General features: G+C 40.3%; 26 protein-coding genes and 1 pseudogene. 22 read left to right on the top strand and 5 right to left on the bottom strand.

The window, feature by feature from the left end:
- Positions 1-24 precede the first annotated feature (24 nt).
- The 3 genes from BBP83_RS00235 to der all read left to right on the top strand — a co-directional run bounded on the left by BBP83_RS00235 (position 25) and on the right by der (position 3448).
- The gene (locus BBP83_RS00235; protein WP_068885424.1) at positions 25-723 is read left to right on the top strand and encodes a YfgM family protein; all 699 of its coding nucleotides are present in this window, start codon (positions 25-27) and stop codon (positions 721-723) included.
- Positions 720-1868 carry an outer membrane protein assembly factor BamB gene (gene bamB, locus BBP83_RS00230; protein WP_068885423.1) on the top strand — a complete coding sequence of 383 codons (1149 nt, stop codon included), beginning with the start codon at positions 720-722 and terminating at the stop codon, positions 1866-1868. Before BBP83_RS00235 ends, bamB begins: the two co-directional genes overlap by 4 nt.
- Positions 1869-2038: 170 nt before the next feature.
- A complete protein-coding gene (der, locus tag BBP83_RS00225) occupies positions 2039-3448 on the top strand; it encodes a ribosome biogenesis GTPase Der (protein ID WP_068885422.1) in 1410 nt (469 codons plus the stop codon).
- 81 nt (positions 3449-3529) lie between these two features.
- Here der and BBP83_RS00220 read toward each other — a convergent pair whose 3' ends face one another.
- A complete protein-coding gene (locus tag BBP83_RS00220; RefSeq protein ID WP_068885421.1) occupies positions 3530-4300 on the bottom strand; it encodes an SDR family oxidoreductase in 771 nt (256 codons plus the stop codon).
- Between the two features lie 113 nt (positions 4301-4413).
- On the opposite strand from BBP83_RS00220, the gene mazG reads away from it, so the two are divergent.
- From mazG to yjgA, 9 genes are all read left to right on the top strand, one after another.
- Entirely contained in the window at positions 4414-5208 is a 795-nt protein-coding gene (gene mazG, locus BBP83_RS00215; protein ID WP_068885420.1) for a nucleoside triphosphate pyrophosphohydrolase, read from the top strand.
- Positions 5186-5605, top strand: coding sequence for a ComEA family DNA-binding protein (locus BBP83_RS00210; protein ID WP_068885419.1), 420 nt, complete (start codon positions 5186-5188; stop codon positions 5603-5605). The genes mazG and BBP83_RS00210 overlap by 23 nt, the downstream gene beginning before the upstream one ends.
- A 133-nt stretch (positions 5606-5738) precedes the next feature.
- Positions 5739-7208: a polynucleotide adenylyltransferase PcnB gene (pcnB, locus tag BBP83_RS00205; RefSeq protein ID WP_068885418.1), complete on the top strand. Its 1470-nt coding sequence runs from the start codon at positions 5739-5741 to the stop codon at positions 7206-7208.
- The gene (gene folK, locus BBP83_RS00200; protein WP_068885417.1) at positions 7205-7693 is read left to right on the top strand and encodes a 2-amino-4-hydroxy-6-hydroxymethyldihydropteridine diphosphokinase; all 489 of its coding nucleotides are present in this window, start codon (positions 7205-7207) and stop codon (positions 7691-7693) included. The genes pcnB and folK overlap by 4 nt, the downstream gene beginning before the upstream one ends.
- Positions 7694-7735: 42 nt before the next feature.
- On the top strand, positions 7736-8545 hold the full coding sequence (gene panB, locus BBP83_RS00195) for a 3-methyl-2-oxobutanoate hydroxymethyltransferase (protein WP_068885416.1): 810 nt from the start codon (positions 7736-7738) through the stop codon (positions 8543-8545).
- Between the two features lie 2 nt (positions 8546-8547).
- Positions 8548-9396: a pantoate--beta-alanine ligase gene (gene panC / locus BBP83_RS00190; RefSeq protein ID WP_068885415.1), complete on the top strand. Its 849-nt coding sequence runs from the start codon at positions 8548-8550 to the stop codon at positions 9394-9396.
- 24 nt (positions 9397-9420) lie between these two features.
- Entirely contained in the window at positions 9421-10272 is an 852-nt protein-coding gene (rapZ, locus tag BBP83_RS00185; protein ID WP_068885414.1) for an RNase adapter RapZ, read from the top strand.
- Positions 10269-10538 carry an HPr family phosphocarrier protein gene (locus BBP83_RS00180; protein WP_068885413.1) on the top strand — a complete coding sequence of 90 codons (270 nt, stop codon included), beginning with the start codon at positions 10269-10271 and terminating at the stop codon, positions 10536-10538. Before rapZ ends, BBP83_RS00180 begins: the two co-directional genes overlap by 4 nt.
- Before the next feature lie 2 nt (positions 10539-10540).
- A complete protein-coding gene (yjgA, locus tag BBP83_RS00175) occupies positions 10541-11077 on the top strand; it encodes a ribosome biogenesis factor YjgA (RefSeq protein WP_068885412.1) in 537 nt (178 codons plus the stop codon).
- A 91-nt stretch (positions 11078-11168) separates the two neighbouring features.
- Here the strand turns inward: yjgA and BBP83_RS00170 are convergent, their stop codons facing one another.
- Positions 11169-12812, bottom strand: coding sequence for an acyl-CoA synthetase (locus BBP83_RS00170; protein ID WP_068885411.1), 1644 nt, complete (start codon positions 12810-12812; stop codon positions 11169-11171).
- Between the two features lie 562 nt (positions 12813-13374).
- On the opposite strand from BBP83_RS00170, the gene thrS reads away from it, so the two are divergent.
- A complete protein-coding gene (gene thrS, locus BBP83_RS00165) occupies positions 13375-15297 on the top strand; it encodes a threonine--tRNA ligase (protein WP_068885409.1) in 1923 nt (640 codons plus the stop codon).
- A gap of 5 nt (positions 15298-15302) precedes the next feature.
- Positions 15303-15851 carry a translation initiation factor IF-3 gene (gene infC, locus BBP83_RS00160; RefSeq protein WP_078055369.1) on the top strand — a complete coding sequence of 183 codons (549 nt, stop codon included), beginning with the start codon at positions 15303-15305 and terminating at the stop codon, positions 15849-15851.
- A 62-nt stretch (positions 15852-15913) separates the two neighbouring features.
- Here the strand turns inward: infC and BBP83_RS00155 are convergent, their stop codons facing one another.
- Positions 15914-16366, bottom strand: a complete 453-nt coding sequence (locus BBP83_RS00155; protein WP_068885407.1) for an Hsp20 family protein — start codon at positions 16364-16366, stop codon at positions 15914-15916.
- Between the two features lie 323 nt (positions 16367-16689).
- Between BBP83_RS00155 and BBP83_RS00150 the strand changes: the two genes are divergently transcribed.
- The 3 genes from BBP83_RS00150 to BBP83_RS00140 all read left to right on the top strand — a co-directional run bounded on the left by BBP83_RS00150 (position 16690) and on the right by BBP83_RS00140 (position 18113).
- A complete protein-coding gene (locus BBP83_RS00150; protein ID WP_068885405.1) occupies positions 16690-17307 on the top strand; it encodes a glutathione S-transferase N-terminal domain-containing protein in 618 nt (205 codons plus the stop codon).
- 88 nt (positions 17308-17395) lie between these two features.
- Complete coding sequence (locus BBP83_RS00145; protein ID WP_068885403.1) at positions 17396-17680, top strand: hypothetical protein; 285 nt, start codon at positions 17396-17398, stop codon at positions 17678-17680.
- Between the two features lie 10 nt (positions 17681-17690).
- Positions 17691-18113: a YqaA family protein gene (locus tag BBP83_RS00140; RefSeq protein ID WP_068885402.1), complete on the top strand. Its 423-nt coding sequence runs from the start codon at positions 17691-17693 to the stop codon at positions 18111-18113.
- 84 nt (positions 18114-18197) lie between these two features.
- On the opposite strand, the gene BBP83_RS00135 is transcribed toward BBP83_RS00140, so the two are convergent.
- Complete coding sequence (locus tag BBP83_RS00135; RefSeq protein WP_068885401.1) at positions 18198-18938, bottom strand: energy transducer TonB; 741 nt, start codon at positions 18936-18938, stop codon at positions 18198-18200.
- A gap of 580 nt (positions 18939-19518) precedes the next feature.
- Between BBP83_RS00135 and rpmI the strand changes: the two genes are divergently transcribed.
- The 5 genes and pseudogenes from rpmI to BBP83_RS00115 all read left to right on the top strand — a co-directional run bounded on the left by rpmI (position 19519) and on the right by BBP83_RS00115 (position 21499).
- Entirely contained in the window at positions 19519-19713 is a 195-nt protein-coding gene (gene rpmI, locus BBP83_RS00130) for a 50S ribosomal protein L35 (protein WP_004278281.1), read from the top strand.
- A gap of 11 nt (positions 19714-19724) precedes the next feature.
- A complete protein-coding gene (rplT, locus tag BBP83_RS00125) occupies positions 19725-20084 on the top strand; it encodes a 50S ribosomal protein L20 (RefSeq protein WP_068885399.1) in 360 nt (119 codons plus the stop codon).
- 203 nt (positions 20085-20287) lie between these two features.
- Positions 20288-20407 (top strand): annotated as a pseudogene (locus BBP83_RS15365) (DUF1768 domain-containing protein); the annotation flags it as partial.
- 210 nt (positions 20408-20617) lie between these two features.
- On the top strand, positions 20618-21169 hold the full coding sequence (locus BBP83_RS00120) for a P-loop NTPase family protein (RefSeq protein WP_068885398.1): 552 nt from the start codon (positions 20618-20620) through the stop codon (positions 21167-21169).
- Between the two features lie 117 nt (positions 21170-21286).
- Positions 21287-21499 (top strand): hypothetical protein, encoded by a 213-nt coding sequence (locus tag BBP83_RS00115; protein ID WP_068885397.1) that lies wholly within the window; start codon positions 21287-21289, stop codon positions 21497-21499.
- Between the two features lie 63 nt (positions 21500-21562).
- Here the strand turns inward: BBP83_RS00115 and BBP83_RS00110 are convergent, their stop codons facing one another.
- Positions 21563-22582 (bottom strand): hypothetical protein, encoded by a 1020-nt coding sequence (locus tag BBP83_RS00110; protein WP_068885396.1) that lies wholly within the window; start codon positions 22580-22582, stop codon positions 21563-21565.
- Positions 22583-22658: the final 76 nt, after the last annotated feature.

Raw genomic sequence — 22658 nt, 5'->3', positions numbered from 1 at the left:
AAACATAAGGAAAAGGGTCGTCCAATGAGCGCATTAAGTGATGATGAACAATTTGACAGTTTAAAATCTTTCACTAAAAAGTATGGTTCTGCCATGATTAGTGGGATTTTAATTGCGTTGATTGCCTTTTTCGGATGGGAATATTGGCAAAAGAAAAATTTAGCAGTTTCACAAACAGAAACCGCTAAAGTGCAGCAATTAATGGATAGTGCACGTACAGTGCAGGGTGATGCCTTTTCGCAATTGTCGACCGCTGCTGATAGTATTATGAAAGAATCACCAGATTCAGTTCAAGCTATTCAGGCACAATTGGTGATGGCCAAATTGGCGTATGATAAAGCCGATTATGCCAATGCTGAAAAGGCCTTGAAGAAAGTTGAAAATGCCAAAGATGGTGATGCTGGTTTGCTTCAGGTGGTCAAATTGCGTTTAGCTTATGCACAGCTGGCGCAAAAGAAATATGATGAAGCACTGAAAACACTGACTGCGGTGAATGATCCTGCATTTAAAGCCACGGCAGAAGAAGCACGTGGTGATATCTATGTGGCTAAAAATGATATTGAAAATGCGAAAAAAGCCTATCAAAATGCATGGAATACGTTGGTTGAACGTAAAGAAGAACGTCAAATTTTACAAATTAAACTCGAAAGTGTAGGCGTTTTAGTTGATGATCCTGAAATCGAACGCCCGATTTTAGATACACAAGTGGAAGTAACTGAATGAATAGAAAATACAAGATTACGTGCGCACTGACAGTTTTAACCCTTGCTCTTGCGGGCTGTGCCAATAAAGGCGTTAAAGTAGAGGATGTTAAACCGAATCCTTTGCCTAAACTGGTACAGGCAAAAACACTGGTTCCTGTATTTTCTACAACAGTTGCATCGACCAGTGAGGCAGATCCGCTTCGCTTGCGTTTAGATGTAGACAATGGCGTGATTTTTGCCATTAATCCAAAAGGTGAAGTTGAGGCTTATCAAGGTAAGCAGCGCCTTTGGCAAAAGAAAATTTCAAAATTGGGCTTAAGCTCTGGTGTTGAAGCAAAAGACGGTTTAGTGGTTGTTGGTAACAGCAAAGGTCAGCTATTCGCTTTAGATCAAACCACGGGTGATGAAAAATGGACAGCACAATTGTCTGGTGCCATTCTTGCACCTTCTTTGATTCATGCAGGTCGTGTAATTACTGTGGCAAATGACGGCACAGTTTATGCGCACGAAGTTGAAACAGGCAAACAAGCTTGGACTTATAGTTTGCCAAATGTACAATTTAGTCTACGCGGGCAAGCGGCACCTGTGGCGCTAGATGCGCGTAATGTATTGATTGCATCGGCAAATGCTTATATTTATGCCATTGATGCGATTAGTGGTGCGCCAAAATTACAGCGCCGTGTTGCGGTGTCTGAAGGTCGTTCAGATATTCAACGCTTAATTGATATTGATGGTGAACCGACGGTGATGGGGCAATTCGTTGTCACCACTAGTTATCAAGGTCAAGTCACTGTACTGGATTTAAACTCTCAACAAGTGGTTTGGAGTGAAGATGCCAGCAGTAATCAACGCCCAGAAGTGAAGGGTAATGGTGTATTTGTTGCACAAACTGATGGTAAAATTACCGCGTATGAAATTACCACAGGAAATAAACTGTGGGAAAATGACCAGTTATTAAACCGTAAACTCAGTAACCCAGTCATGTTGGATAATGACTTGGTTGTGGGTGATTTAGACGGCGTATTACATCTAATTGACCCAGCCACTGGTGAGATTGTTGGTCGCTCTAAAACTTCTGGCGAAGTGCGTACATTGCGTGTGATTGATAACCAACTTTATGTGGCAACACGTAAAGGCGCAATGAGTGTTTGGCAGAATCGTTAATTTTTGCAGCTTATGTTAAAATAGGCAAACCGTATTTTTGAACGCGGGGGATTGAATCATATCAATACCCCGTGTTTTTATTTTTAGGCTTTTGTCCTAATCCTTATTCTTCCAATACTTTCTGATGTTCAGGCCACTTAAACTGGCTGATATAGAATATAGGTTAATCTATGAAACCCGTAATTGCGCTCATTGGTCGTCCGAACGTCGGAAAATCAACGTTGTTTAACCAGATTACCAAGAGCCGGGATGCACTTGTTGCTGACTTTGCAGGTCTTACACGTGACCGTAAATATGGCGATGCAGTATTCCAAAATAAATCTTTCATTGTGGTTGATACCGGTGGTATTGGCGAAAATGAAGGTGGTATTGACTCATATATGGCAGAGCAATCAAAAACTGCCATCAATGAAGCCGATATTATTGTTTTTGTTGTTGATGCGCGTGCCGGCTTATTGGCATCTGATGAACAAATTGCCCGTGAACTACGGACATTAGGTAAAAAAGTTTACCTTGTGGCCAATAAAGTCGATGGTGTACATGCCGAAGCTGCACTTGTAGAGTTTTACAAGCTGGGCATGGGTGAACCGATGCAAGTGGCAGCCAGCCATGGTCGCGGTGTACAGCAAATGCTTGAGGATGTACTTGCAGAAGTTCCTGAAGATGAAGATGCTGCTGCGCATGACAAAGCAACAGGCTTACGTTTAGCGATTATTGGTCGTCCAAACGTGGGTAAATCGACGCTAGTGAACCGTTTGTTGGGTGAAGAGCGTGTGGTTGCATTTGATGAACCAGGTACGACACGTGACTCAATTTATATTCCATTTGAACGTGATGGTCGTCAGTACACTTTAATTGATACAGCTGGTGTGCGTCGTAAAGGTAAAGTTGATGAAATGATTGAGAAATTCTCAATTGTTAAAACCTTACAAGCGATTAAGGATGCACACGTCATTGTGGTTGTTTTAGATGCGCGTGAAGGCGTGGTCGAGCAAGATTTACATTTGATTGGTTACGCGCTTGAAGCGGGTCGTGCCATGGTTGTTGCCATTAATAAATGGGACAACATGACAGAGTATGACCGCAAGCAATGTAAGCTCGATATCGATCGTCGTTTTGACTTTATCCCTTGGGCAAAAGTACATTTGATTTCTGCCTTGCATGGTACAGGTGTGGGTGAATTGTATCCATCGATCCACCGCGCTTACGATTCTTCGCATTTGAAAGTTTCACCTGCAAAAATCACTCAAATTTTAAGTGATGCAACAGAAGCGCATCAACCGCCAATGGTGGGTGGTCGTCGTATTAAAATGCGTTATGCACATATCGGCGGACAAAATCCACCGACAATTGTGGTGCATGGTAACAAGGTTGATAAAACCCCTGCGGATTATCGTCGTTATTTAGAAAACGTATTCCGTAAAGTGTACAAGCTTGAAGGTACGCCAGTACGTATTGAGTTTAAGACCTCAGAAAATCCATTTGAAGGTCGTAAATCTGAAGTTAATGAACGTGTATTGGCGCGTAAACGTCGTTATGTTCAGAAATTTAAGAAAGCAGAAAAGAAATTTAAACGTTAATTTTTGCTTGTCTTGTTAAAAAACCCCGCTCAATAGCGGGGTTTTTTTATGGATGAATTGATATTTATGGGGGTTTAAAAACTATTTTTTAGCAATCCATAAATTACTCAGACGATTTACAAATTGTGGGCTAAGGCTGGATAAGCCAAATAAAATTTTGGTTTTTATGCCAATGGGCCTATGTGTTGGTGTAAATAAATTGACTGGGGTTGTTGCCAAATTAAAAATTTGTTGTGCAACATGCTCTGGAGTTAAATTCACCCCAAGCTTATGAATACTTTCAGCATCCATATCTTTGACCATGGCGGTTTGTACAAATAACGGCATGACATCTAGCACTCGTATCCCGTATTTTTGCCATTCAATATCCAAGCTTTCAGTGAGACCACGGACGGCAAATTTACTCGCGGAATAGGAAGCCAAATCGGCTTGACCATAAATGGCTGAAGCGGATGATAGATTAATGACACGTGCGGACTGCGCTTTTTGTAAATAAGGCAAAGACGCATAACAACCATTAATTACTCCTTTGACATTAATATCAATGGTTCGATGATGTGAGGCAATATCCGTTTTTTCAAAAGGCCCTGAATAGAGAATACCGGCATTATTGACTAAAATATTCAGCTCACCAGCCCATTGTGTAAATTCTGCCAGTGCATTTTGCCAATGCTCAATATTTGCAACATCCAGTAATCCCGTTTTTGCATTGGGGCCTAATTGCTGCGCCAACTGCTGTGCTTGTACGGTATTAATATCATAAATACCCACTTTGAAACCCTGTTGGTAGAATAATTTTGCTATTGCTGCTCCAATGCCTTGTGCCGCCCCGCTAATCAAGATACTTGGCATGTTATTCTTCTCCCTGTCTTTTTCTTCCCTGTTTGGGCTATGAGCATACCAAATTATTGTGGTGAAAAAAGATACAATTGAGCAATCAACCAAATTAAATTTTGAGGTAAATCATGGAACAACTGTTGAATATCATGCGTGAATTACGTGAGAAATGCCCGTGGGATCAACAGCAGACTCCTGAATCCTTAACAGGTTATGCAATTGAAGAAGCCTATGAAGTTGAAGCTGCTGTGCGTAGTGGTAACGTAGCTGATGTACGCGATGAATTGGGCGATCTGCTGTTACAAGTGGTGTTTCAGTCGCAGATGTATAGCGAGCAAGGCGCATTTGATTTTCAAGATGTGGTTCAGGCTATTTGCGACAAATTGATTCGTCGGCATCCTCATGTGTTTCAAGCCGATCAGTTTTCGCAACTGGATGCAGATGACGTTGCGGTGCTTTGGCAAAAAATTAAGCAGAAAGAAAAACAAGGCAAAGTTGTTTCGCGTTTAGACCAAGTTAAACATGGGCCAGCCTTGCAACAATCGGAAAATATTCAAAAAAATGTAGCGAAAGTGGGCTTTGATTTTTCGAATATGGACGATGCCTATGCAAAACTTGAAGAAGAATTAGCTGAATTTAGACAAGCGTTGGCGAATAATAATTCCGACGAAATTACCGATGAGTTTGGTGACTGCCTATTTTCTCTGGTGAATATTGGTCGTAAACTCGGTGTTTCAAGTGAAATGGCCTTATTGGGTACCGTGCATAAATTTCGCACACGTTTTGCGTATATTGAAACGCAGGCAACATTGCACAATAAAAAAATAGAAGATCTGTCATTGGCTGAAATGGATCAGCTCTGGGAACAGGCAAAACAATTTTTAAAACATCAGGATTTAGATGAAAAACAACAATTTAAATAAGCTTCAGCTTTTAATTTGGCTGATACTTCTTGTGAGTATGCGAATTTCTTACGTAAATGCAGAACAACCGTCAAAGGTGTCCTATCAGCAGTGGAAATCTGAACAGCAGTCACAGGATCGTCAGCTAAAGAAGGCACCGACCACAAATACGACCTCATCTTCGCATTATTTATCTAAACCAGCCTTATCTTCTGCATCGAATAGTCAGAAAATTAAGCTAAACAGTGCAAGTGCAGAATTATTTCAGCAATTAAGTGGGATTGGGCAAAAGAAAGCGGAAGCGATTGTGGCGTACCGAAGTAAAAATGGAAAATTTAAAAGCATTGATGAAATTCAAGACGTTAAAGGTATAGGTCCTGCTATTTTTGCAAAAAATAAAGACCGTCTTGCCTTATAAGCCTTTAATATTTTAAACAATATCACTTCAGTTGCCGATTTGATGAGGAGAATCAAATTGCCCTTTGATGGTGATAGATATATGATTAGCGTCATCTTAAGATTTTACGTTCAGACGTAGGGGACAGCGTCTTTTGCAAACTTTGCGCGCGTCAAAATATGGTTTATCAACCACACAATTACCTTCTGCCATTTTAGATGTGATTGATGCCTTAACCAAGGCAGGCTATGAAGCCTATATCGTTGGTGGTGGTGTTCGTGACCTCATGTTAGGTCTAAATCCGAAGGATTATGATGCCGTCACCAATGCAACGCCATCTCAAGTAAAAGAAGTTTTCGGACGACGTTGCCGTATTATCGGTCGCCGTTTCGAGCTTGCTCATGTCTATTCTGGCCGTGAACTGATTGAAGTGGCTACCTTTCGTGCACCTCCTAAAAAAGAGGTGACTTCTGCTTCGGGCATGATTCTTCGTGATAATAATTGGGGAACGATCGAGCAAGACTTTGTTCGCCGTGACTTTTCTATTAATGCCTTGTATTACCAGCCACGTAAAAATGAAGTACTCGATTTTTGCAATGCTGTCGATGATATCAAACATAAAACATTACGCTTGCTTGGCGACCCGATGCAACGCTTTGAAGAAGATCCTGTACGCATGTTGCGTACATTGCGCTTTGCGGCCAAATTAAATTTCAGTATTGATGAAAAAATATTGAAAATTTTTACTCCGGAAGCAACGCAATTGCTCCGTGATGTTTCACCGCACCGTTTATATGATGAGTCGCAAAAATTATTCACCATGGGGCATTTGAATCGTGTGATGCCAATGTTGATTGATTTTGGGATTTGGCATCAGTTATTTGCTGAGATCACACCTGAAATTACCCCTTTCATTGAGCGTGCAGCTAAAAATACCGATCAACGTATTTCGGTTGGTAAAACCATCAACCCTGCATTTTTCTATGCAGTGTTGTTGTGGAAACCTTTCTTAGAACGTTGTCATTTCTATTTGAGTAACGGTACGGTAGCCACCGAAGCACGTGCACAAGCAGGCTTAGATGTCTTAAAACGTCAGGGTACACGAACCATCATTCCGCGCTTTGCAGAAACCTTTATTCGTGAAGTTTGGGAAATGCAGACGCGTTTGCTCAATCCAAAACCACAGCAAATTGAAGCGTTGTCTAGCCATGCGCGTTTCCGTGCTGGATTTGACTTCTTGCTATTGCGTGAAAAGTCTGGCGATAAAGATACGCAAGGCATGGGAGTTTGGTGGGATGTCTATCAAACGCTTTCGGCAGATGAAAAAGAACGAGCGATTGCGGACTATAATCGTCAGCGTGCGAAGAGTCGTCGTAAAGCTTCACATGCATTGGCGGAAGAGGCAAAATCGAACGGTGCTATTCAGCAAGCTGCAATTGAACCTTTAGTGAATGAGCCAGAACCACGTAGTCGACGTTCTCGTAAGCCTAAAAATGCCACTGAGTTTAAGCGTCAATCGACAATGACCGACTCAGCTGGTGGTATTGGCGCAGATCATCCAATCTTAAAACGAAAACGTGTTAAACGTGATTTGAGTCAAGTGATTTTTGGGCCAACGCAATGAGTGTTATCACCTATATTGGCTTGGGAAGCAACTTAGGTGATTCGCGTCAAATTTTGACCGAAGCCGTACAGAAACTAGCATCTTTGGGGCAAGTTAAAGTATCTAAACTTTATCAAAGCCCTCCGATGGGGCCACAAGATCAACCTCATTATTTAAATGCTGTGGTGCAACTGGAGACAGATTTGGCGCCATTGACATTATTAGATAAATTGCAATGTTTTGAGCAAGAATCTGGCCGTGTGCGCTTACGCCATTGGGGTGAACGTACTTTGGATTTAGACCTATTGTTATATGGTCAGGATAAAATTCAAAATGAGCGTTTGACTGTGCCTCATGTCGGGGTCATGCAACGTGATTTTGTCCTTATCCCTTTGCTGGATTTAGATCCACTGCTACAACTGAATGGACAGTTATTAAAAGATTTACCTATTTTACAGCTACCTACACTTGATGTGCTAGATGCAGGAAATTGGGCAGATATTTGATTTTTTAATGGCGCAGATGGGGCGCCAGAAGAGGAATAGCAAGTGATTAGTTTAAGTGACTTAAGAAAATTTAAAGCAGAAGGTCGCAAATTCTCTTGTCTGACTTGTTACGATGCAAGTATGGCAAAAGCAATGGAAATTGCCGAAATTGATACTATTTTGATTGGTGATTCTTTAGGAATGTGCATTCAAGGTCGTGATTCAACATTGCCTGTTACTGTAGAAGACATGATTTATCACACTGCTGCAGTACGCCGTGGCAATAATCATGCGTTTATTTTTACTGATTTGCCTTTTATGAGCTATGCCACTTTAAATGATGCATTGGCCAGTGCGAAAAGTGTGATGCAGGCTGGTGCGCATATGGTGAAGCTTGAGGGCGGGGCTTGGTTAAGTGAAACAGTAAGCACCTTAACGCGCAATGGGATTCCTGTTTGTGTCCATTTGGGTTTAACACCACAGTCCGTACACGTGTTTGGTGGCTATAAAGTACAAGCGCGCACCCGTGAAACCGCAGATCAGCTTATTGCTGACTGTAAAGCTGTGGTTGACGCTGGAGCCGCTGTATTATTGTTAGAATGTGTTCCTGCCCAAGTGGGTAAGGAAATTAGTGAATTGTTCCCGAATACACCTGTCATTGGTATTGGGGCAGGCGTAGATACAGATGGACAAGTATTAGTGGTACAAGACATGCTTGGTCTGACCTTCGGTCGTGTGGCTAAGTTTGTGCGTAATTTTATGAAAGAGCAGTCAGGTGAAACAGCTATTTTGGATGCCTTCAAAGCGTATCATGTAGCGGTCATGGAGCAATCTTTCCCTGCCAAAGAACATACTTTCCAAATTGAGTTGTAAACATGAAAACTGAAACAACCATTCAAGGTTTAAGTGCTTCACTAAGCCCAGCACGTACAGCACGTAAAATGATTGGTTTTGTGCCAACCATGGGTAATTTACACGAAGGTCATTTGAACTTGGTTCGCGAAGCACGAAAACTGTGCGATACCGTCGTGGTCAGTATTTTTGTTAATCCTATTCAATTTGGCCCAAATGAAGATTTTGACAGTTATCCGCGGACATTAGAACAAGACCAACGCTTATTGGCTGAAGCAGGTTGTGATATTGTTTTTGCACCAACAGTCGAGCAAATGTATGGTAATAAGCCACGTTTGACCAATATTTCTGTGGGTGGCATTACCAATGATTTGTGCGGTTTACAGCGTCCAGGGCATTTTGATGGTGTAGCAGTTGTCGTCACTAAACTATTTAATATTGTACAACCTAATTTTGCCTTCTTTGGCCAAAAAGATTATCAGCAACTGGCGGTGATTCGCCAATTTGTCCGTGATCTGAATATTCCTTTAGAGGTTATTGGTGTGCCGATTGCTCGTGCGACAGATGGTTTAGCACTCAGTTCACGTAATGGTTATTTAAGTGCTGAAAACCGTGCCATTGCACCCGCTATTTATCAAAGTTTAAAAGTAGCCGAACAGCAACTTTTGGCAGGAACGGTATTGTCAGAGGTATTACAGAACATTAAATCGGCATTGACAGATGCTGGTTTTGTTGTGGATTATGTAGAGGCACGGACCACTGAACTGCAAAACATTGAACAGTTTGATGCAGATATGGTCCTGTTCATTGCAGCCAAATTGGGTGCAACGCGCCTTATTGATAATTTGCAGGTTAAATATCCTGCTTCGTAGTGCAATAAAGAGGGCAGTCATGCAATGAAACGCATTTTAATTGTTACAGGTCAGTCTGGTTCAGGAAAAAGTTCTGCATTGCAGGTACTTGAAGATTTAGGTTACTACTGTATTGATAATTTGCCTTTGGCATTGCTCCCTGAAATTGTCGAAAAACTAGATCGTGAAAATAATCTAGAACAGTTGGCATTGGGTGTGGACGTTCGTAGTACGCGGGCAGATCTTCAAGAATTTGATCAGGTCTTTCAGCAACTACAGCGTCACGGTACGGTTGATATTATTTATTTGACCACTCGAGATCCGGAGCTCATTTCGCGCTTTAGTGCCTCACGCCGACCGCATCCACTGTCTAACCGCTTTCAAAGTCTGAATGAATGCATTCAGGAAGAAAAATCGTTACTGTTGCCCATTCAAATGCGCTCGACCGTGCATATTGATACCACGGACAAAAGCGTGCATGATTTAAAGCATGTTTTACTGTCAAAACTCGGGCAGGCTGATAATCTTATTTTAATATTGCAGTCTTTTGGTTTTAAACATGGCATTCCACTCGATGCGGATTATGTCTTCGATGTTCGACACTTGCCGAATCCGCATTGGGATTTAGAGTTAAGAAAATATTCGGGCTTAGATGAGCCTGTGCAAAAGTTTTTAGAACAAAGTTCACAAACTGAAGAGATGTTTCAGGACATTTATCAGTTTTTAGACAAATGGTTACCGGCCTTTGCAGAAGGGCATCGTCACTATATGACGGTGTCAATTGGCTGTACAGGTGGACAGCATCGTTCTGTTTATATTGTGGATAGACTTAAAAAAGCCCTAGAGGAAAAATGGTCTATTCAGGTCTTACATAGAGAAATGAAGCACTGGTCATGATCGACACAACTGTTGACGTAATTAACAAACTAGGTTTACATGCGCGTGCGTCTGGAAAACTGATTGAAGTCACCACTAAATTCAATTCATCGATTCAAATCGGTAAAGGTGATAAATTAGTGGATGCAAAAAATATTATGTCTTTACTCATGCTTGGCGCGGGTAAGGGCACAACTTTACGAATAGTGATTGATGGTGCAGATGAAGAAAAAGCTTTATCTGAAATTCAAGCATTGTTCGCAGCAAAATTTTACGAGGCAGATTAATCGTGGCACGTCGACCGCAACAGCGCTTTACTGAAGATGACTTTGAAACTTTAGAAGGGCGTGCAAGCAAAACCGAGCAAAAAAAAGCAGTGCAACGTATGGCTGCTTTAGGTGAGCAACTAGCTGAATTGAACCCAAAGCAAATTCAGAAACTTCCTGTGGAAGAACGTTTGATTGATGCTTTGCTCGATGTGCGTAGTATTACGTCACACGAAGCACGTCGTCGCCAATTTTTACGTATTGGTAAGTTATTACGTAATGAAGATGAAAGCGTGATTTTATCTTATTTGACACCGCAACAAGGTGCAAAGAAAACTGCACAATTACAGCGCTGGGTAGAGCGTATGATTATTCAAGGCGACCCAGTGATTAAAGAGTTTATGAAAGCGCATAATGCGGCGGAACATCATCCAATTCGTCAGCATATTTTGCGTATTCAGCGTGATATTACAAAACAGGTTCCTGCTGAAGAGTTAGCTGAATCGAAGCTCAAACTGTTTAATTACATTCAGCAAGTGGCTTTAATTTCAGATAATTGATTTCATTGCGTGTATAAAAAAACGGCTCATTTAGAGCCGTTTTTTATTTCCTCATATCCCTTTATCCTAGGGGGAATTAGGCGAAGATATTTTAACTCGCTTCACTGTTTGCGCGCTCTTTGGCCCAGTCGCGTAAAATAAATTTTTGCAATTTTCCTGTCGATGTTTTTGGGATTTCAATAATCACCACATCTTTCGGTACTTTAAAACGAGCTAAATGCTGTTTACAGAATTCGATCAATTCCTCTGGCGTTGCCTCTTTTCCTGTTTTTAATTCAATAAAGGCACAAGGCACTTCCTGCCAACGAGCATCTGGTTTGGCAACGACCGCGGCTGTGAGTACGGCAGGATGTTGATACAGCACTTCTTCAACTTCTAATGATGAAATATTTTCACCACCTGAAATAATCACATCTTTAGAGCGGTCGGTAATTTTGGCATAACCATCGGGCTGGCAAACCGCTAAATCACCAGTATGGAACCAACCACCCGCAAAAGCTTCGGCGGTGGCTTTAGGGTTCTTTAAGTAGCCTTTCATGACAATATTGCCACGGAACATAATTTCGCCCATGGTCTGTCCATCATGCGGAACAGGTTGCATGGTTTCGGGGTCAATCACTTTCATGCCATCTTGTAGTGGATACGGTACACCTTGACGTGAATGCAGTTGCGCTTGTTCTTGAATAGAAAGCTCTGACCAGCCTGCTTGTGAGGCACAAAGTGCAGAAGGGCCATAGGTTTCAGTTAAACCATAGACATGGGTAACATTAATGCCAATATTACGCATGCCCTCAATAATAGCTGCAGGAGGTGCCGCACCAGCCACCATGACTTCTACGCGATGATCAAAAGCTGTTTTTTTATTTTCAGGGGTGTTAATTAGCATTGAAAGTACAATTGGCGCACCACAGAAATAACTGACTTTATGTTCTGCAATGAGTTTAAAAATTAATTCAGCATCGACTTTACGCAAGCAAATATTGGTGCCACCGTTGGCGGCTATCGTCCATGCAAAGCACCAGCCGTTGCAATGGAATAATGGCAAAGTCCACAGGTAGGTTGCACGAGGTGTCATACCGCAAGCAATAATATTACTGGCTGCATTAATGTAAGCGCCACGATGATGATAGACCACACCCTTTGGATTGCCTGTTGTACCCGAGGTATAACTGAGGCTAATCGCATCCCATTCATCTTGTGGTAAGTGCCATTCAAAATGAGGATTACCTTCTGCAATCCAGTCTTCATATTCAATTTGGCCAATCGGGCCTGAAGAACCTTCTTGATATTCTGCATCATCAACATCAATAACAAAGATGTCTTGTTTGACCAGAGCCAGTGCTTCTTTTGCGACAGCAGCAAATTCAGGGTCAACCAGTAAAACTTTGGTTTCTGCATGTTCGAGCATGAAAGCAATGGTTTTGGCATCTAAACGCGTATTTAAAGTATTGAGTACCGCACCAGCCATAGGCACTGCAAAATGTGCTTCAATCATTGCAGGAATATTGGGCAATAAGGCTGAAACAGTGTCATTTTTACCAATACCAAGTTGTTGCAACTGATGTGCGAATTGACAGCAACGTTGGTAGGTCTCGCGCCAGCTAATATGACGAGAACCGTGGATGATGGCATCTTGATGCGGATAAATATGAGCCGCGCGTTCTAAATAACGCAGTGGCGATAAGGCAACAAAATTCGCCGGTGTCCGTGGCAATTCATCATATGCACTCACCATGTCAGAAACTCCATATCTGTATTCATTTTTGTCATTGGCTTAACAATATTCAGTCTAAAGCTATTTTGCATTAATGCTTTAGTCGAGCATTTATACTAATTTTTTTAATTTATTGATATAAAACAAATTTTAAAATCATAATTTGCCAATATTGAACGCCTTGGTTCTATTGTTTGATTTTTGATGATAAACAATTTAGTGCAAAAAATGTTCTTTTTTAAAATAAAAGCAATCTCTTTCATGTTGTTTGATGAATTGTAAATTGATTGAAAAATAATCATTAAAAAATGCGGTTAGGACGCAAGCGTGAATCAGGATGATTGAAAATGAAGAGCCATTTGAGTATTTCAAATTTTTTTGCTGTTTAAATGTACTAAAAAAGCTGAAAAATGCATAAAAAAGTTTTTTTAGGCCGAAAAGGTTTAATCATTCGGCTAAGGCGTGTAAAATTTGAGTCGATTTTTATTTATCCACCGTTTTTATCTTTTGAGGCTTTAGCCTCGATCATAATCTCGCGGTGACATGCTCCATTGTACGGGGCATCACTCCTTAAGGATTTTTTATGCCAATTATCACTTTGCCAAATGGCGATCAAAAAGAATTTGATCACGCCGTATCTGTGATGGAAGTTGCTCAAAGCATCGGCCCTGGTCTTGCAAAAAATACAGTTGCAGGGAAAGTTGATGGACGTTTAGTTGACGCATCTGACTTAATTACCGCGGATGCAACTTTGCAAATTATTACTCCAAAAGATGACGAAGGTGTCGAAATTATTCGCCATTCTTGCGCGCATTTGGTGGGTCATGCGGTTAAGCAATTGTTCCCAGAAGCGAAAATGGTAATTGGCCCTGTCATTGAAGATGGCTTCTATTACGATATTTTTAGTGTAAAACCATTTACGCCAGAAGATATGGCCGCCATCGAAGCGCGCATGAAAAAGCTCATCGATCAAGATTATGATGTCATTAAAAAAATGACACCGCGTGATGAGGTGATTGCAGAATTTACAGCACGTGGCGAAGATTATAAGTTACGTTTGATTGCGGACATGCCTGAAGAAACACAAATGGGCTTGTACTATCATCAAGATTATTTGGATATGTGTCGCGGCCCACACGTCCCAAATACTAAATTTTTAAAAGCATTCAAATTGACTAAAATGTCAGGCGCTTACTGGCGTGGTGATGCGAAGAATGAACAGCTACAACGTATTTACGGTACAGCGTGGGCAGACAAAAAACAGTTGGCTGCTTATGTTAAACGTATTGAAGAAGCAGAAAAACGCGATCACCGTAAAATTGGTAAAGCTCTAGACTTGTTCCATATGCAAGAAGAAGCACCGGGTATGGTGTTCTGGCATCCGAATGGTTGGACCATTTACCAAGTGCTTGAACAGTACATGCGTAAAGTGCAACAAGATAATGGTTACCTTGAAATTCGTACACCGCAAGTGGTGGATTTCACGCTTTGGGAAAAATCTGGACATGCTGCAAACTATGCAGACAACATGTTTACGACCCATTCGGAAAACCGTAATTATGCGGTAAAACCAATGAACTGCCCATGTCACGTGCAAGTCTTTAACCAAGGCTTAAAATCTTACCGTGATTTGCCAATTCGTTTGGCAGAATTTGGTTCATGTCACCGTAACGAACCATCAGGTTCATTGCATGGCATTATGCGTGTTCGCGGTTTTACTCAAGATGATGCACATATTTTCTGTACCACTGAACAAATTGGTAAAGAAGTTGCCGATTTCATTAAACTCACTTTAGATGTGTATAAAGATTTTGGCTTTGAAGAAGTGCAAATGAAATTATCAACCCGTCCAGAAAAACGTGTGGGTGATGATAAACTTTGGGACGTGGCTGAAAAATCTTTGGCAGATGCTTTAGATGCGGCAGGCCTTGAATGGGATCTTCAACCAGGTGAAGGCGCATTCTATGGTCCAAAAATTGAATTCTCTTTGAAAGACTGCTTAGGCCGTGTATGGCAATGTGGTACAATCCAATGTGACTTCAATTTGCCAGAACGCTTAGATGCATCGTATGTTACTGAAGATAACGATCGTGATCAGCCAGTGATGCTTCATCGTGCAATACTTGGCAGCTTCGAGCGTTTTATTGGTATACTTATTGAACACTATGCGGGCTTTATGCCACCATGGTTGTCACCAGTGCAAGTATGTGTCATGAATATTACCGATTCTCAAGCGGAAGCATGTGAGTCAGTGGTCGCAAAACTTAAAGAAAATGGTATTCGAGCTATTTCTGACTTGAGAAATGAGAAAATCGGCTTTAAGATTCGTGAACGCACCTTAGAGCGTATTCCTTACTTATTGGTTCTTGGGGATCGAGAAGTAGAGGAAGGTACTGTCAACGTACGTACCCGCTCAGGAACAAATTTAGGTACTATGTCAATCGATGCTTTCGTTGACTTAGTGAAAGTAGCCGTTGCCGAACGCGGCCGGTACATTGTGGAGTAACAGCGATTAAACAGCCTGACCGTAATCAACAGGGCGGAAAATCAAACCGTCCTGCCTTGAATGATGAAATTCGTGCGAAAGAAGTTCGTCTTGTAGACGAAAATGGTGAACAAAAAGGTATTGTCAGCCTTGCAGACGCAGTGCGTGCTGCTGAAAGCGTCGATCTTGACTTAGTCGAGATCGTTGCAAATGCTGAGCCACCTGTATGTAAAATCATGGATTTTAACAAGCATTTGTTTGATCTAAAGCAAAAGCAGAAAGAAGCGAAGAAAAAACAGCATCAAGTCCAGGTGAAAGAAATCAAATTGCGCCCAGGTACTGATGTCGGTGATTACAACGTTAAATTACGTGCCATCGTCAAGTTCCTTGAAGAAGGCAACAAGGTAAAAATTACCTTACGTTTCCGTGGTCGTGAGATGGCGCATCAACAGCTTGGTCTTGCTCAATTGCAAAAAATTGAAGCTGACGTGGTTGAATACGGCATTGTTGAACAAGCACCGAAAATGGAAGGTCGTCAAATGGGTATGCTTTTGGGTCCTAAAAAACGCAAATAAGCATTCTGTATTGACAATAAAAAAGCACTGCATTCGCAGTGCTTTTTTATTTGGTAGTTCAATTATTCCGAAGTGTTTTTGTTTGCCAATACCTTTTGTTGAATTGGAATTTGGCGTGGTGCTTTTTCTTCTGGAATAATCCGCTGTAATTGAATAGTGAGTAAACCATTTTCGTAATGGGCATCTTGTACTTCAATGTGTTCATCTAAACGTAAAGATAATTGAAATGAACGACGTGTAATGCCTTGATGTAGGAATTCCGCATACTTGTCTTCACCTTGATCTGCGTGTTTACCAGAAATACGGAGCACCTGATTTTCTAAATCGATGCTAAGTTCGTCATGGTTGAAACCAGTGGCTGCCACGACAATTCGGTAATGGTCTTCCCCGATTTTTTCAATATTGTACGCTGGGTAATGCGGTGTTTCACTGAGCATGGCGTGATCAAATAAATCGTTTAAACGGTCAAAACCAATACTGCGACGGAATAATGGCATTAAGCTTAAATTACTCATTGATAAAACCTCCGATATTTTGGAAAAGTGATATAAATAAGCAGCCTATGCGACTTAATTAGCATGGTTGTCACAGCAATAACTTGTGTCGATCATTGCTGTACTTTTAATATTTGGATGCACAATAAAATTTCAAGACTAAAAATAAAGATTTTTTTAAATTTTATGGTATTGATGATGGCGTGGTTTATATCAGGTCGACTCTGCCAATTTTAAGATTCCAATTTCAGTTTAACTTAATGTTTCTCGACTAGAATCGTGCTATAAGCAGTATGAAACCTCGAAAATATGAACGAAAACGAGAAGAGGAATAGGATTGCCACATGATAGATTTGTACTATTGGGGAACACCCAACGGACATAAAATTACCATTGCCCTAGAAGAAATGGCCTTGGATTATCAGATTTTTCCCATTAATATTTTAGAAAATGATCAATTTCAACCTGATTTTCTAAAGATATCACCGAATAATAAAATCCCTGCAATTGTGGATCAGCATGGTCCACGTGGTGAGCCTATTTCAGTTTTTGAGTCGGGTGCGATTTTGCAGTATTTAGGTCGCAAAACCGGCTTATTCTATCCTGAAGATGAGTTTGAGCGTGTTGAGGTTGAACAATGGTTAATGTGGCAAATGGGTGGTTTGGGGCCGATGTTAGGACAAAATCATCATTTTAGTCGGTTTGCACCAGAGCGTATTCCTTATGCAACCGAGCGCTATATTAATGAAAGCAAACGTTTATATAAAGTATTGAATAATCAGTTGATTGGTCAAAAATATGTGGCGGGTGAATATTCTATTGCAGATATGGCCATTTTGCCGTGGCTTTTACGTCATGAATGGCAACAAATTCAGCTCGACGATTATCCTTATGTAAAAGAGTATATAGAGCGCTTAACCTCCCGCCCAGCGGTGCAGAAAGCCTTGGCGATACAAGTTTGATTACATGCTTCACTATGTAGTTGTGCTAAGATGCGCAAAAGAACGAAAACCACCCCATACTGCGGTGGTTTTTTTATTGGATGGTTTTATGACAATATTTTTTCTAAATTTAACTAAAATTGTTGAACGTAATCCGCGGGTTTATTTTGCGATTATTGCAGGTATTGCTTTGTGTTTAATGCTGTTTATTGCAGAGGCTGTGCATATTCAACAATTGGCAGAAGCTGCGAACAGTAAAGACCAAGTGGTATTGCATGAGATACTGCAACCTATTGCGTCGCGGTATACATGGTCACGGATTTTAGTCATTGTGGTGATGATATTTTGGTCGACTGCAGAATACCGTAAAACCAAAAAACAGTTGGGCCTTTAAGCTTTAATTTATGAGCCTATTTTTATTGTTTTTGTCTGCTTTTGGTGCCGCGACTTTATTGCCTTTACAGTCTGAAGCAGTATTACTTGGCCTACTGATCAATAGTCATTTTTCAGTGGTCATGTTAATTGCTGTGGCCAGTGTAGGGAATATTTTAGGGTCTTGTGTTAACTGGTGGCTAGGACAAAGAATAGAACAATATAAAAATAAAAAGTGGTTTCCTGTTTCTGAAGATAAAATTCGGCGGGCTCAAAATATGTACCAAAAATATGGATTTTGGTCATTATTGCTGAGTTGGGTACCAGTTATTGGCGATCCTATTACTTTAATTTCAGGGCTACTGAAAGAGAATTTTCTGCGTTTTTTATTGATGGTGAGCATTGCTAAAATTGGTCGTTATCTATTTATTTATGGTGCTTATAGATTATTTTAAAGTGTTTCGAAATTTAATATTTAAGATGATTTGAAATAAAAAACCGAAGATAAATACTTCGGTTTTTTATTCTTAGTTTTAAGATTATTGGCAAGCATCCAATTTAAATTGAATCTCATCTTTGAAATGAGCTTTCTTATATAACCATAAAGTGCGGGCAGTACGTTTCACTGCAATTTGGCTACCAGAAACAGCTTGTGCAACATTTTGGTCTAAAGCATAAAGACCCGAACCTTGCTTAATTTTCACTTTTTTCACCTGACCATGTTTATCGGTTTTAAAGCTAAATTTCACTTTACGGTCGTGACCATTTAATTGGGCCGAATTGAGCTCCAGTTGAGGCTGCTGTACATATTGGAACGGGGTCTTTTTATCGTTTTGTTGTGCAATCCAGTTTTTAGAATCAAATTGATAGTCACAGTTGTTCTGATTTTTTGCGGTCAATTTTAAATTAAAAGCTTGGTAGCCAATCAGTGGAGCAGGTTGACCATCTTCAATGTGCGGTTTCACTTCGGCTTTTTCGACAGCACGAATTAAAATCTGATCTAAACTTTTAATTCCTGTGCTTTCCTGAATGGTTGCTTCTTGTACATTGCCATCTTGATCGGCAAACACTCGAATAATGGCGGCACGATTTTTTTGGTTTAAATCTTCATTACTGTATTTGGGTTGAGGAAATTTGGCCCATTGAATACGAGTGGTTAAGTGGGTGGGTGAAACTTCAACAATTTGTGTGGGTAGTTGATGCATTTTTTTAGGTGAAGCACTGTAGGCTGCGCTCAGCGGGAGGCTAACTAGGACAGATAAGCACAGAATTTTTTTCATAGAATAGGTCTTCAATCACTCGAAGAGGAGCATTGGTCAATATTGAAGCGCAGTATTTCCTGAAATGAAAATACTGGCAAGTGTAAATTTTAAATAATGCTTATTTTTCTGTGCTTGCGATGCTGTAGATAGCAAAATTGAAGCGATTGGCAAAATACTCACCTCATAATGACCAAGCAATAAAGGAAGTGATTTTGGCCAAACCCATTAAACTTAAGATCAGCAAGTTTTGGGTGGTTTGATACAGTAAATAGACCACAATCATTTTTTATAGTAAGAGGGCTGAGTTTAAGCAAAATTGATTCTACCTAATCCTTGAACAGTCACAAGAGTGTAAGGCTTTGTCTCATAGAGAGATTTTATTTTTAGGGATATAAAGTAAAAAGCAAAGGTCTAAAGGCTTATAAATTAGTCACGCTATATTTATAAAAAAAGAACACTAAGCTTGCGTCATTCAGATTTTAATTTTCGATGATGCTTTTGTTTTAACCAGAGATGCATTAGAATACTGGCTCCCTTACCTGCAGGTCGTTTTTGCAATGGTGCAGACGTTCCGAACAGGTGTTCAAAAGAGGTTGTTATGCCTAAGATGAAAACTCGCCGTGGTGCAGCTAAACGCTTTAAAGCGACTGCTAACGGTTTTAAGCGTAAACAAGCGTTCAAACGCCACATTTTGACCAAAAAATCTGCTAAGCGTATTCGTCAATTACGCGGCTGTGTGATGGTTCACGTAAGTGACGTTGCTTCAGTTCGCCGTATGTGCCCATACATCTAAGGAGATTATAAATGGCTCGTGTAAAACGTGGTGTACAGGCGCATCGTCGTCATAAAAAAATTCTTGCTCGTGCTAAAGGTTACTACGGCGCTCGCTCACGTGTTTATCGCGTAGCGTTCCAAGCAGTAATTAAAGCAGGTCAATATGCTTACCGTGACCGTCGTCAAAAGAAACGTCAATTCCGTGCTTTATGGATTGCGCGTATCAATGCTGGTGCTCGTCTAAATGGTTTGTCGTACAGCCGTATGATCAATGGCTTGAAAAAAGCTCAAGTGATCATCGACCGTCGCGTACTTGCAGACATCGCTATGCATGACGCAGTTGCATTTGCTGCTTTAGCTTCTAAAGCTAAAGATGCATTAGCTGCATAAGTCTTTAAGACTTAAAAAAAAGACCGCTTTTAGCGGTCTTTTTTTTAGATGATTTTTAATCACAAATCACAAATCACAAATCACAAATCACAAATCACAAATCACAAATCACAAATCACAAATCACAAATCACAAATCACAAATCACAAATCACAAATCAGTGATGAATAATGATTTTTTTAAATCATTGAATTCAATAAACCCAGCAAGGTTGTCAGTGCAAATATTTATATTTCTGAGTTCATACTCCAGAGCAAGCCAATCTTATTGATAAAAGTTATTTTAGTCAGTGGTTCTCTATGCCATTTACAGTGGGTGGAATTTACACTCATGTAAGTTCATGTTCAGCTTTTGACTCAGTCTTGCTAATATTTTTTAGGCTGAGATGTGACCGAGTTTAAATGGATAGAATAGTTTTCGATAACAAAGCCACTTTTGATTTGAATCAAATTTTTGCTAGGTCGTCAGTCAGACCATAATACAACCATAATTAGGTATGATAAGACAGACCGTATGGAAGTCAGGCAAGTACAATGAAAAAAATTAATGTCGTAGGAACCTCTGCAACGGGTAAATCTACATTTTCTAGAGCTTTGGCTGAAAAGTTAGATTTACATTATATTGAACTGGATAACTTATTTTGGTTGGACGATTGGCAGGAATGTCCCGATGAGGTGTTCTTTGCTAAGATTGAATCAGAAGTACAAAAGGCAATACAAGGCTATGTAATTGATGGTAACTATACCCGAACGATTCCCGTGAAATGGGTAGAAATTGATACCGTGATTTGGCTAGATTTACCTTTTCCAGTCAATCTTTATCGTTCTGTAAAACGAGCTTTTCAGCGTACATGGTCACAGCGCGACTTATGGGAAAACTCTAATAATCGGGAAAGTTTTTTTCGCATGTTTGGGCGAGATTCAATGATTTGGTGGATGATCAAAACGCATGCTGAAAATAGGAAAAAATACTTAGAAATGATGCGAATGCCTGAATATCAACATATACAGTGGATTCATTTAAAAACACCCAAACAAGTGCGCCACTTTTTAGCTCAATTGGCTGTCGAGAAATCATGTGTGTAAATCTGAAAAAAAGGCGTGGGTAGTAAGCGATTAAAATGCAGTTACATAAATCAGCTTTAATCTCAAAAGTGATCGATGCCTAATCAATGAAAAGATCAAAAAGAATAGGAGCAGGATATGCTAGCAGAGATTACCGGTATGGGGCAGGGAAGTATTACGGTGGAATTGCAAATGATTCCAAGAAAAGGTGAGGCGGTTAAAATTATGTATGGGCCAGATGCACAGCTAGAAGGTGAAGTCATTTCGGTCAGTCATTATATTAATCAGCATGCCAATGAGCATAAAGTACGTATTGAAATTCGACCTTTTAACTATTTAATAATCGCTTAAAAGTATAAAAAGCACCTGCGAAAGGTGCTTTCATTACGCATATTGAACATTTTAAACAGATGCTTAAAGGCCAAAGTAGTAAGCAAATACACAAATCAGAACAGTGATAAAAATTAAAGCAAAAACACCACTTTTACCAGATTTGTGCTCTGTGGGAATAAATTGCGAGGGGGTTTCTTTTACCGTATTCATTGGGTTGTTTTCCAAAGGAGATATCACTTCTTTGGGCTTCGGTTGTGCAGTCTTATAATGATTTGCGACTTTTACGATAAATTTTGCGCTTAAGTCATCTATTTTTTGTGAAAAATGACGAATATTGAGTTGTTCTTCTGGGCTAAGTATGTCGTTATTTACATCATAAGGGTGCTGAATTTTGTCTTGGATATAATCCGATAATGCATCTAAACGATGTAATGTACGATGCGCATAATCTGCTTGGCTATCTGTCGGAAGTAATGCTAAGAGCTGAATAGTGTCCGACTCAATCTGTTGCACCGGCTTTCCGTAATAGGGTAAATCAACGAGCGTCGGTTCAGTAAAGCCATTGGCAAATTTACTGTGAAACAATTCATTGTCGGTATAGGTTTGAATATCTTCCCAATTGGGTGGTTGTAAATCGGCATCCACCCGTTTGCATAATTTTGAATTGAGCTCAAAGCGCCAAAAAATTTCTTGTCTTAAATTTAATTGTTGTGATGGGGGGGCTTCATAATCATTGTCCGCGTTATACCATTCTGCCAGCTCTTTACCAAAAATCCATGCCTGTTTTTTATGTGCATCATGGCTGACAATAAAATGCGCCATGGGTAATAGTTCCACATTGCTATTGGGATTTTTTTCGTCATTTAAAAGACTGGAATTATGTAGGCTAATGCGTTGAACCCCCTGTTTCTTTAAGCCTTCTAGCCAAATTTGAAAATGTTGCGCAAGTAAATGTTGGGAATTGAGGTCACGAAATAAAAAGCTGTGTTGATCAAAAATACGATGTTGAACCCAGCGCTGAAAACTTAGATTTTGCGCAAGGTATTCATTGCCATAGGTGACTAATGTGAGTTGTTGTTTCCAAATTTGATCGAGCGCCATAATGATTGATCTCATTGATATTGCACTTATCTTATCCTTTTTTTAATTCTAGATGCTATTCGAATTTTTACTTGAG

The sequence above is a fragment of the Acinetobacter celticus genome, from assembly GCF_001707755.1.
Lineage (GTDB): Bacteria > Pseudomonadota > Gammaproteobacteria > Pseudomonadales > Moraxellaceae > Acinetobacter > Acinetobacter celticus.
The sequence above is the reverse complement of the archived record's forward strand: the minus strand, read 5'-3'. Positions and strand labels throughout refer to the sequence as shown.

What these genes read in the sequence shown, in the direction of transcription:
- BBP83_RS00235 (WP_068885424.1), top strand. Translation starts at nt 25, where the DNA reads ATGAGCGCATTAAGTGATGATGAACAATTTGACAGTTTAAAATCTTTC.
- bamB (WP_068885423.1), top strand. Translation starts at nt 720, where the DNA reads ATGAATAGAAAATACAAGATTACGTGCGCACTGACAGTTTTAACCCTT.
- der (WP_068885422.1), top strand. Translation starts at nt 2,039, where the DNA reads ATGAAACCCGTAATTGCGCTCATTGGTCGTCCGAACGTCGGAAAATCA.
- BBP83_RS00220 (WP_068885421.1), bottom strand. Translation starts at nt 4,300, where the DNA reads ATGCCAAGTATCTTGATTAGCGGGGCGGCACAAGGCATTGGAGCAGCA.
- mazG (WP_068885420.1), top strand. Translation starts at nt 4,414, where the DNA reads ATGGAACAACTGTTGAATATCATGCGTGAATTACGTGAGAAATGCCCG.
- BBP83_RS00210 (WP_068885419.1), top strand. Translation starts at nt 5,186, where the DNA reads ATGAAAAACAACAATTTAAATAAGCTTCAGCTTTTAATTTGGCTGATA.
- folK (WP_068885417.1), top strand. Translation starts at nt 7,205, where the DNA reads ATGAGTGTTATCACCTATATTGGCTTGGGAAGCAACTTAGGTGATTCG.
- panC (WP_068885415.1), top strand. Translation starts at nt 8,548, where the DNA reads ATGAAAACTGAAACAACCATTCAAGGTTTAAGTGCTTCACTAAGCCCA.
- rapZ (WP_068885414.1), top strand. Translation starts at nt 9,421, where the DNA reads ATGAAACGCATTTTAATTGTTACAGGTCAGTCTGGTTCAGGAAAAAGT.
- BBP83_RS00180 (WP_068885413.1), top strand. Translation starts at nt 10,269, where the DNA reads ATGATCGACACAACTGTTGACGTAATTAACAAACTAGGTTTACATGCG.
- BBP83_RS00170 (WP_068885411.1), bottom strand. Translation starts at nt 12,812, where the DNA reads ATGGTGAGTGCATATGATGAATTGCCACGGACACCGGCGAATTTTGTT.
- thrS (WP_068885409.1), top strand. Translation starts at nt 13,375, where the DNA reads ATGCCAATTATCACTTTGCCAAATGGCGATCAAAAAGAATTTGATCAC.
- BBP83_RS00155 (WP_068885407.1), bottom strand. Translation starts at nt 16,366, where the DNA reads ATGAGTAATTTAAGCTTAATGCCATTATTCCGTCGCAGTATTGGTTTT.
- BBP83_RS00150 (WP_068885405.1), top strand. Translation starts at nt 16,690, where the DNA reads ATGATAGATTTGTACTATTGGGGAACACCCAACGGACATAAAATTACC.
- BBP83_RS00145 (WP_068885403.1), top strand. Translation starts at nt 17,396, where the DNA reads ATGACAATATTTTTTCTAAATTTAACTAAAATTGTTGAACGTAATCCG.
- BBP83_RS00140 (WP_068885402.1), top strand. Translation starts at nt 17,691, where the DNA reads ATGAGCCTATTTTTATTGTTTTTGTCTGCTTTTGGTGCCGCGACTTTA.
- BBP83_RS00135 (WP_068885401.1), bottom strand. Translation starts at nt 18,938, where the DNA reads ATGAAAAAAATTCTGTGCTTATCTGTCCTAGTTAGCCTCCCGCTGAGC.
- rpmI (WP_004278281.1), top strand. Translation starts at nt 19,519, where the DNA reads ATGCCTAAGATGAAAACTCGCCGTGGTGCAGCTAAACGCTTTAAAGCG.
- rplT (WP_068885399.1), top strand. Translation starts at nt 19,725, where the DNA reads ATGGCTCGTGTAAAACGTGGTGTACAGGCGCATCGTCGTCATAAAAAA.
- BBP83_RS00120 (WP_068885398.1), top strand. Translation starts at nt 20,618, where the DNA reads ATGAAAAAAATTAATGTCGTAGGAACCTCTGCAACGGGTAAATCTACA.
- BBP83_RS00115 (WP_068885397.1), top strand. Translation starts at nt 21,287, where the DNA reads ATGCTAGCAGAGATTACCGGTATGGGGCAGGGAAGTATTACGGTGGAA.
- BBP83_RS00110 (WP_068885396.1), bottom strand. Translation starts at nt 22,582, where the DNA reads ATGGCGCTCGATCAAATTTGGAAACAACAACTCACATTAGTCACCTAT.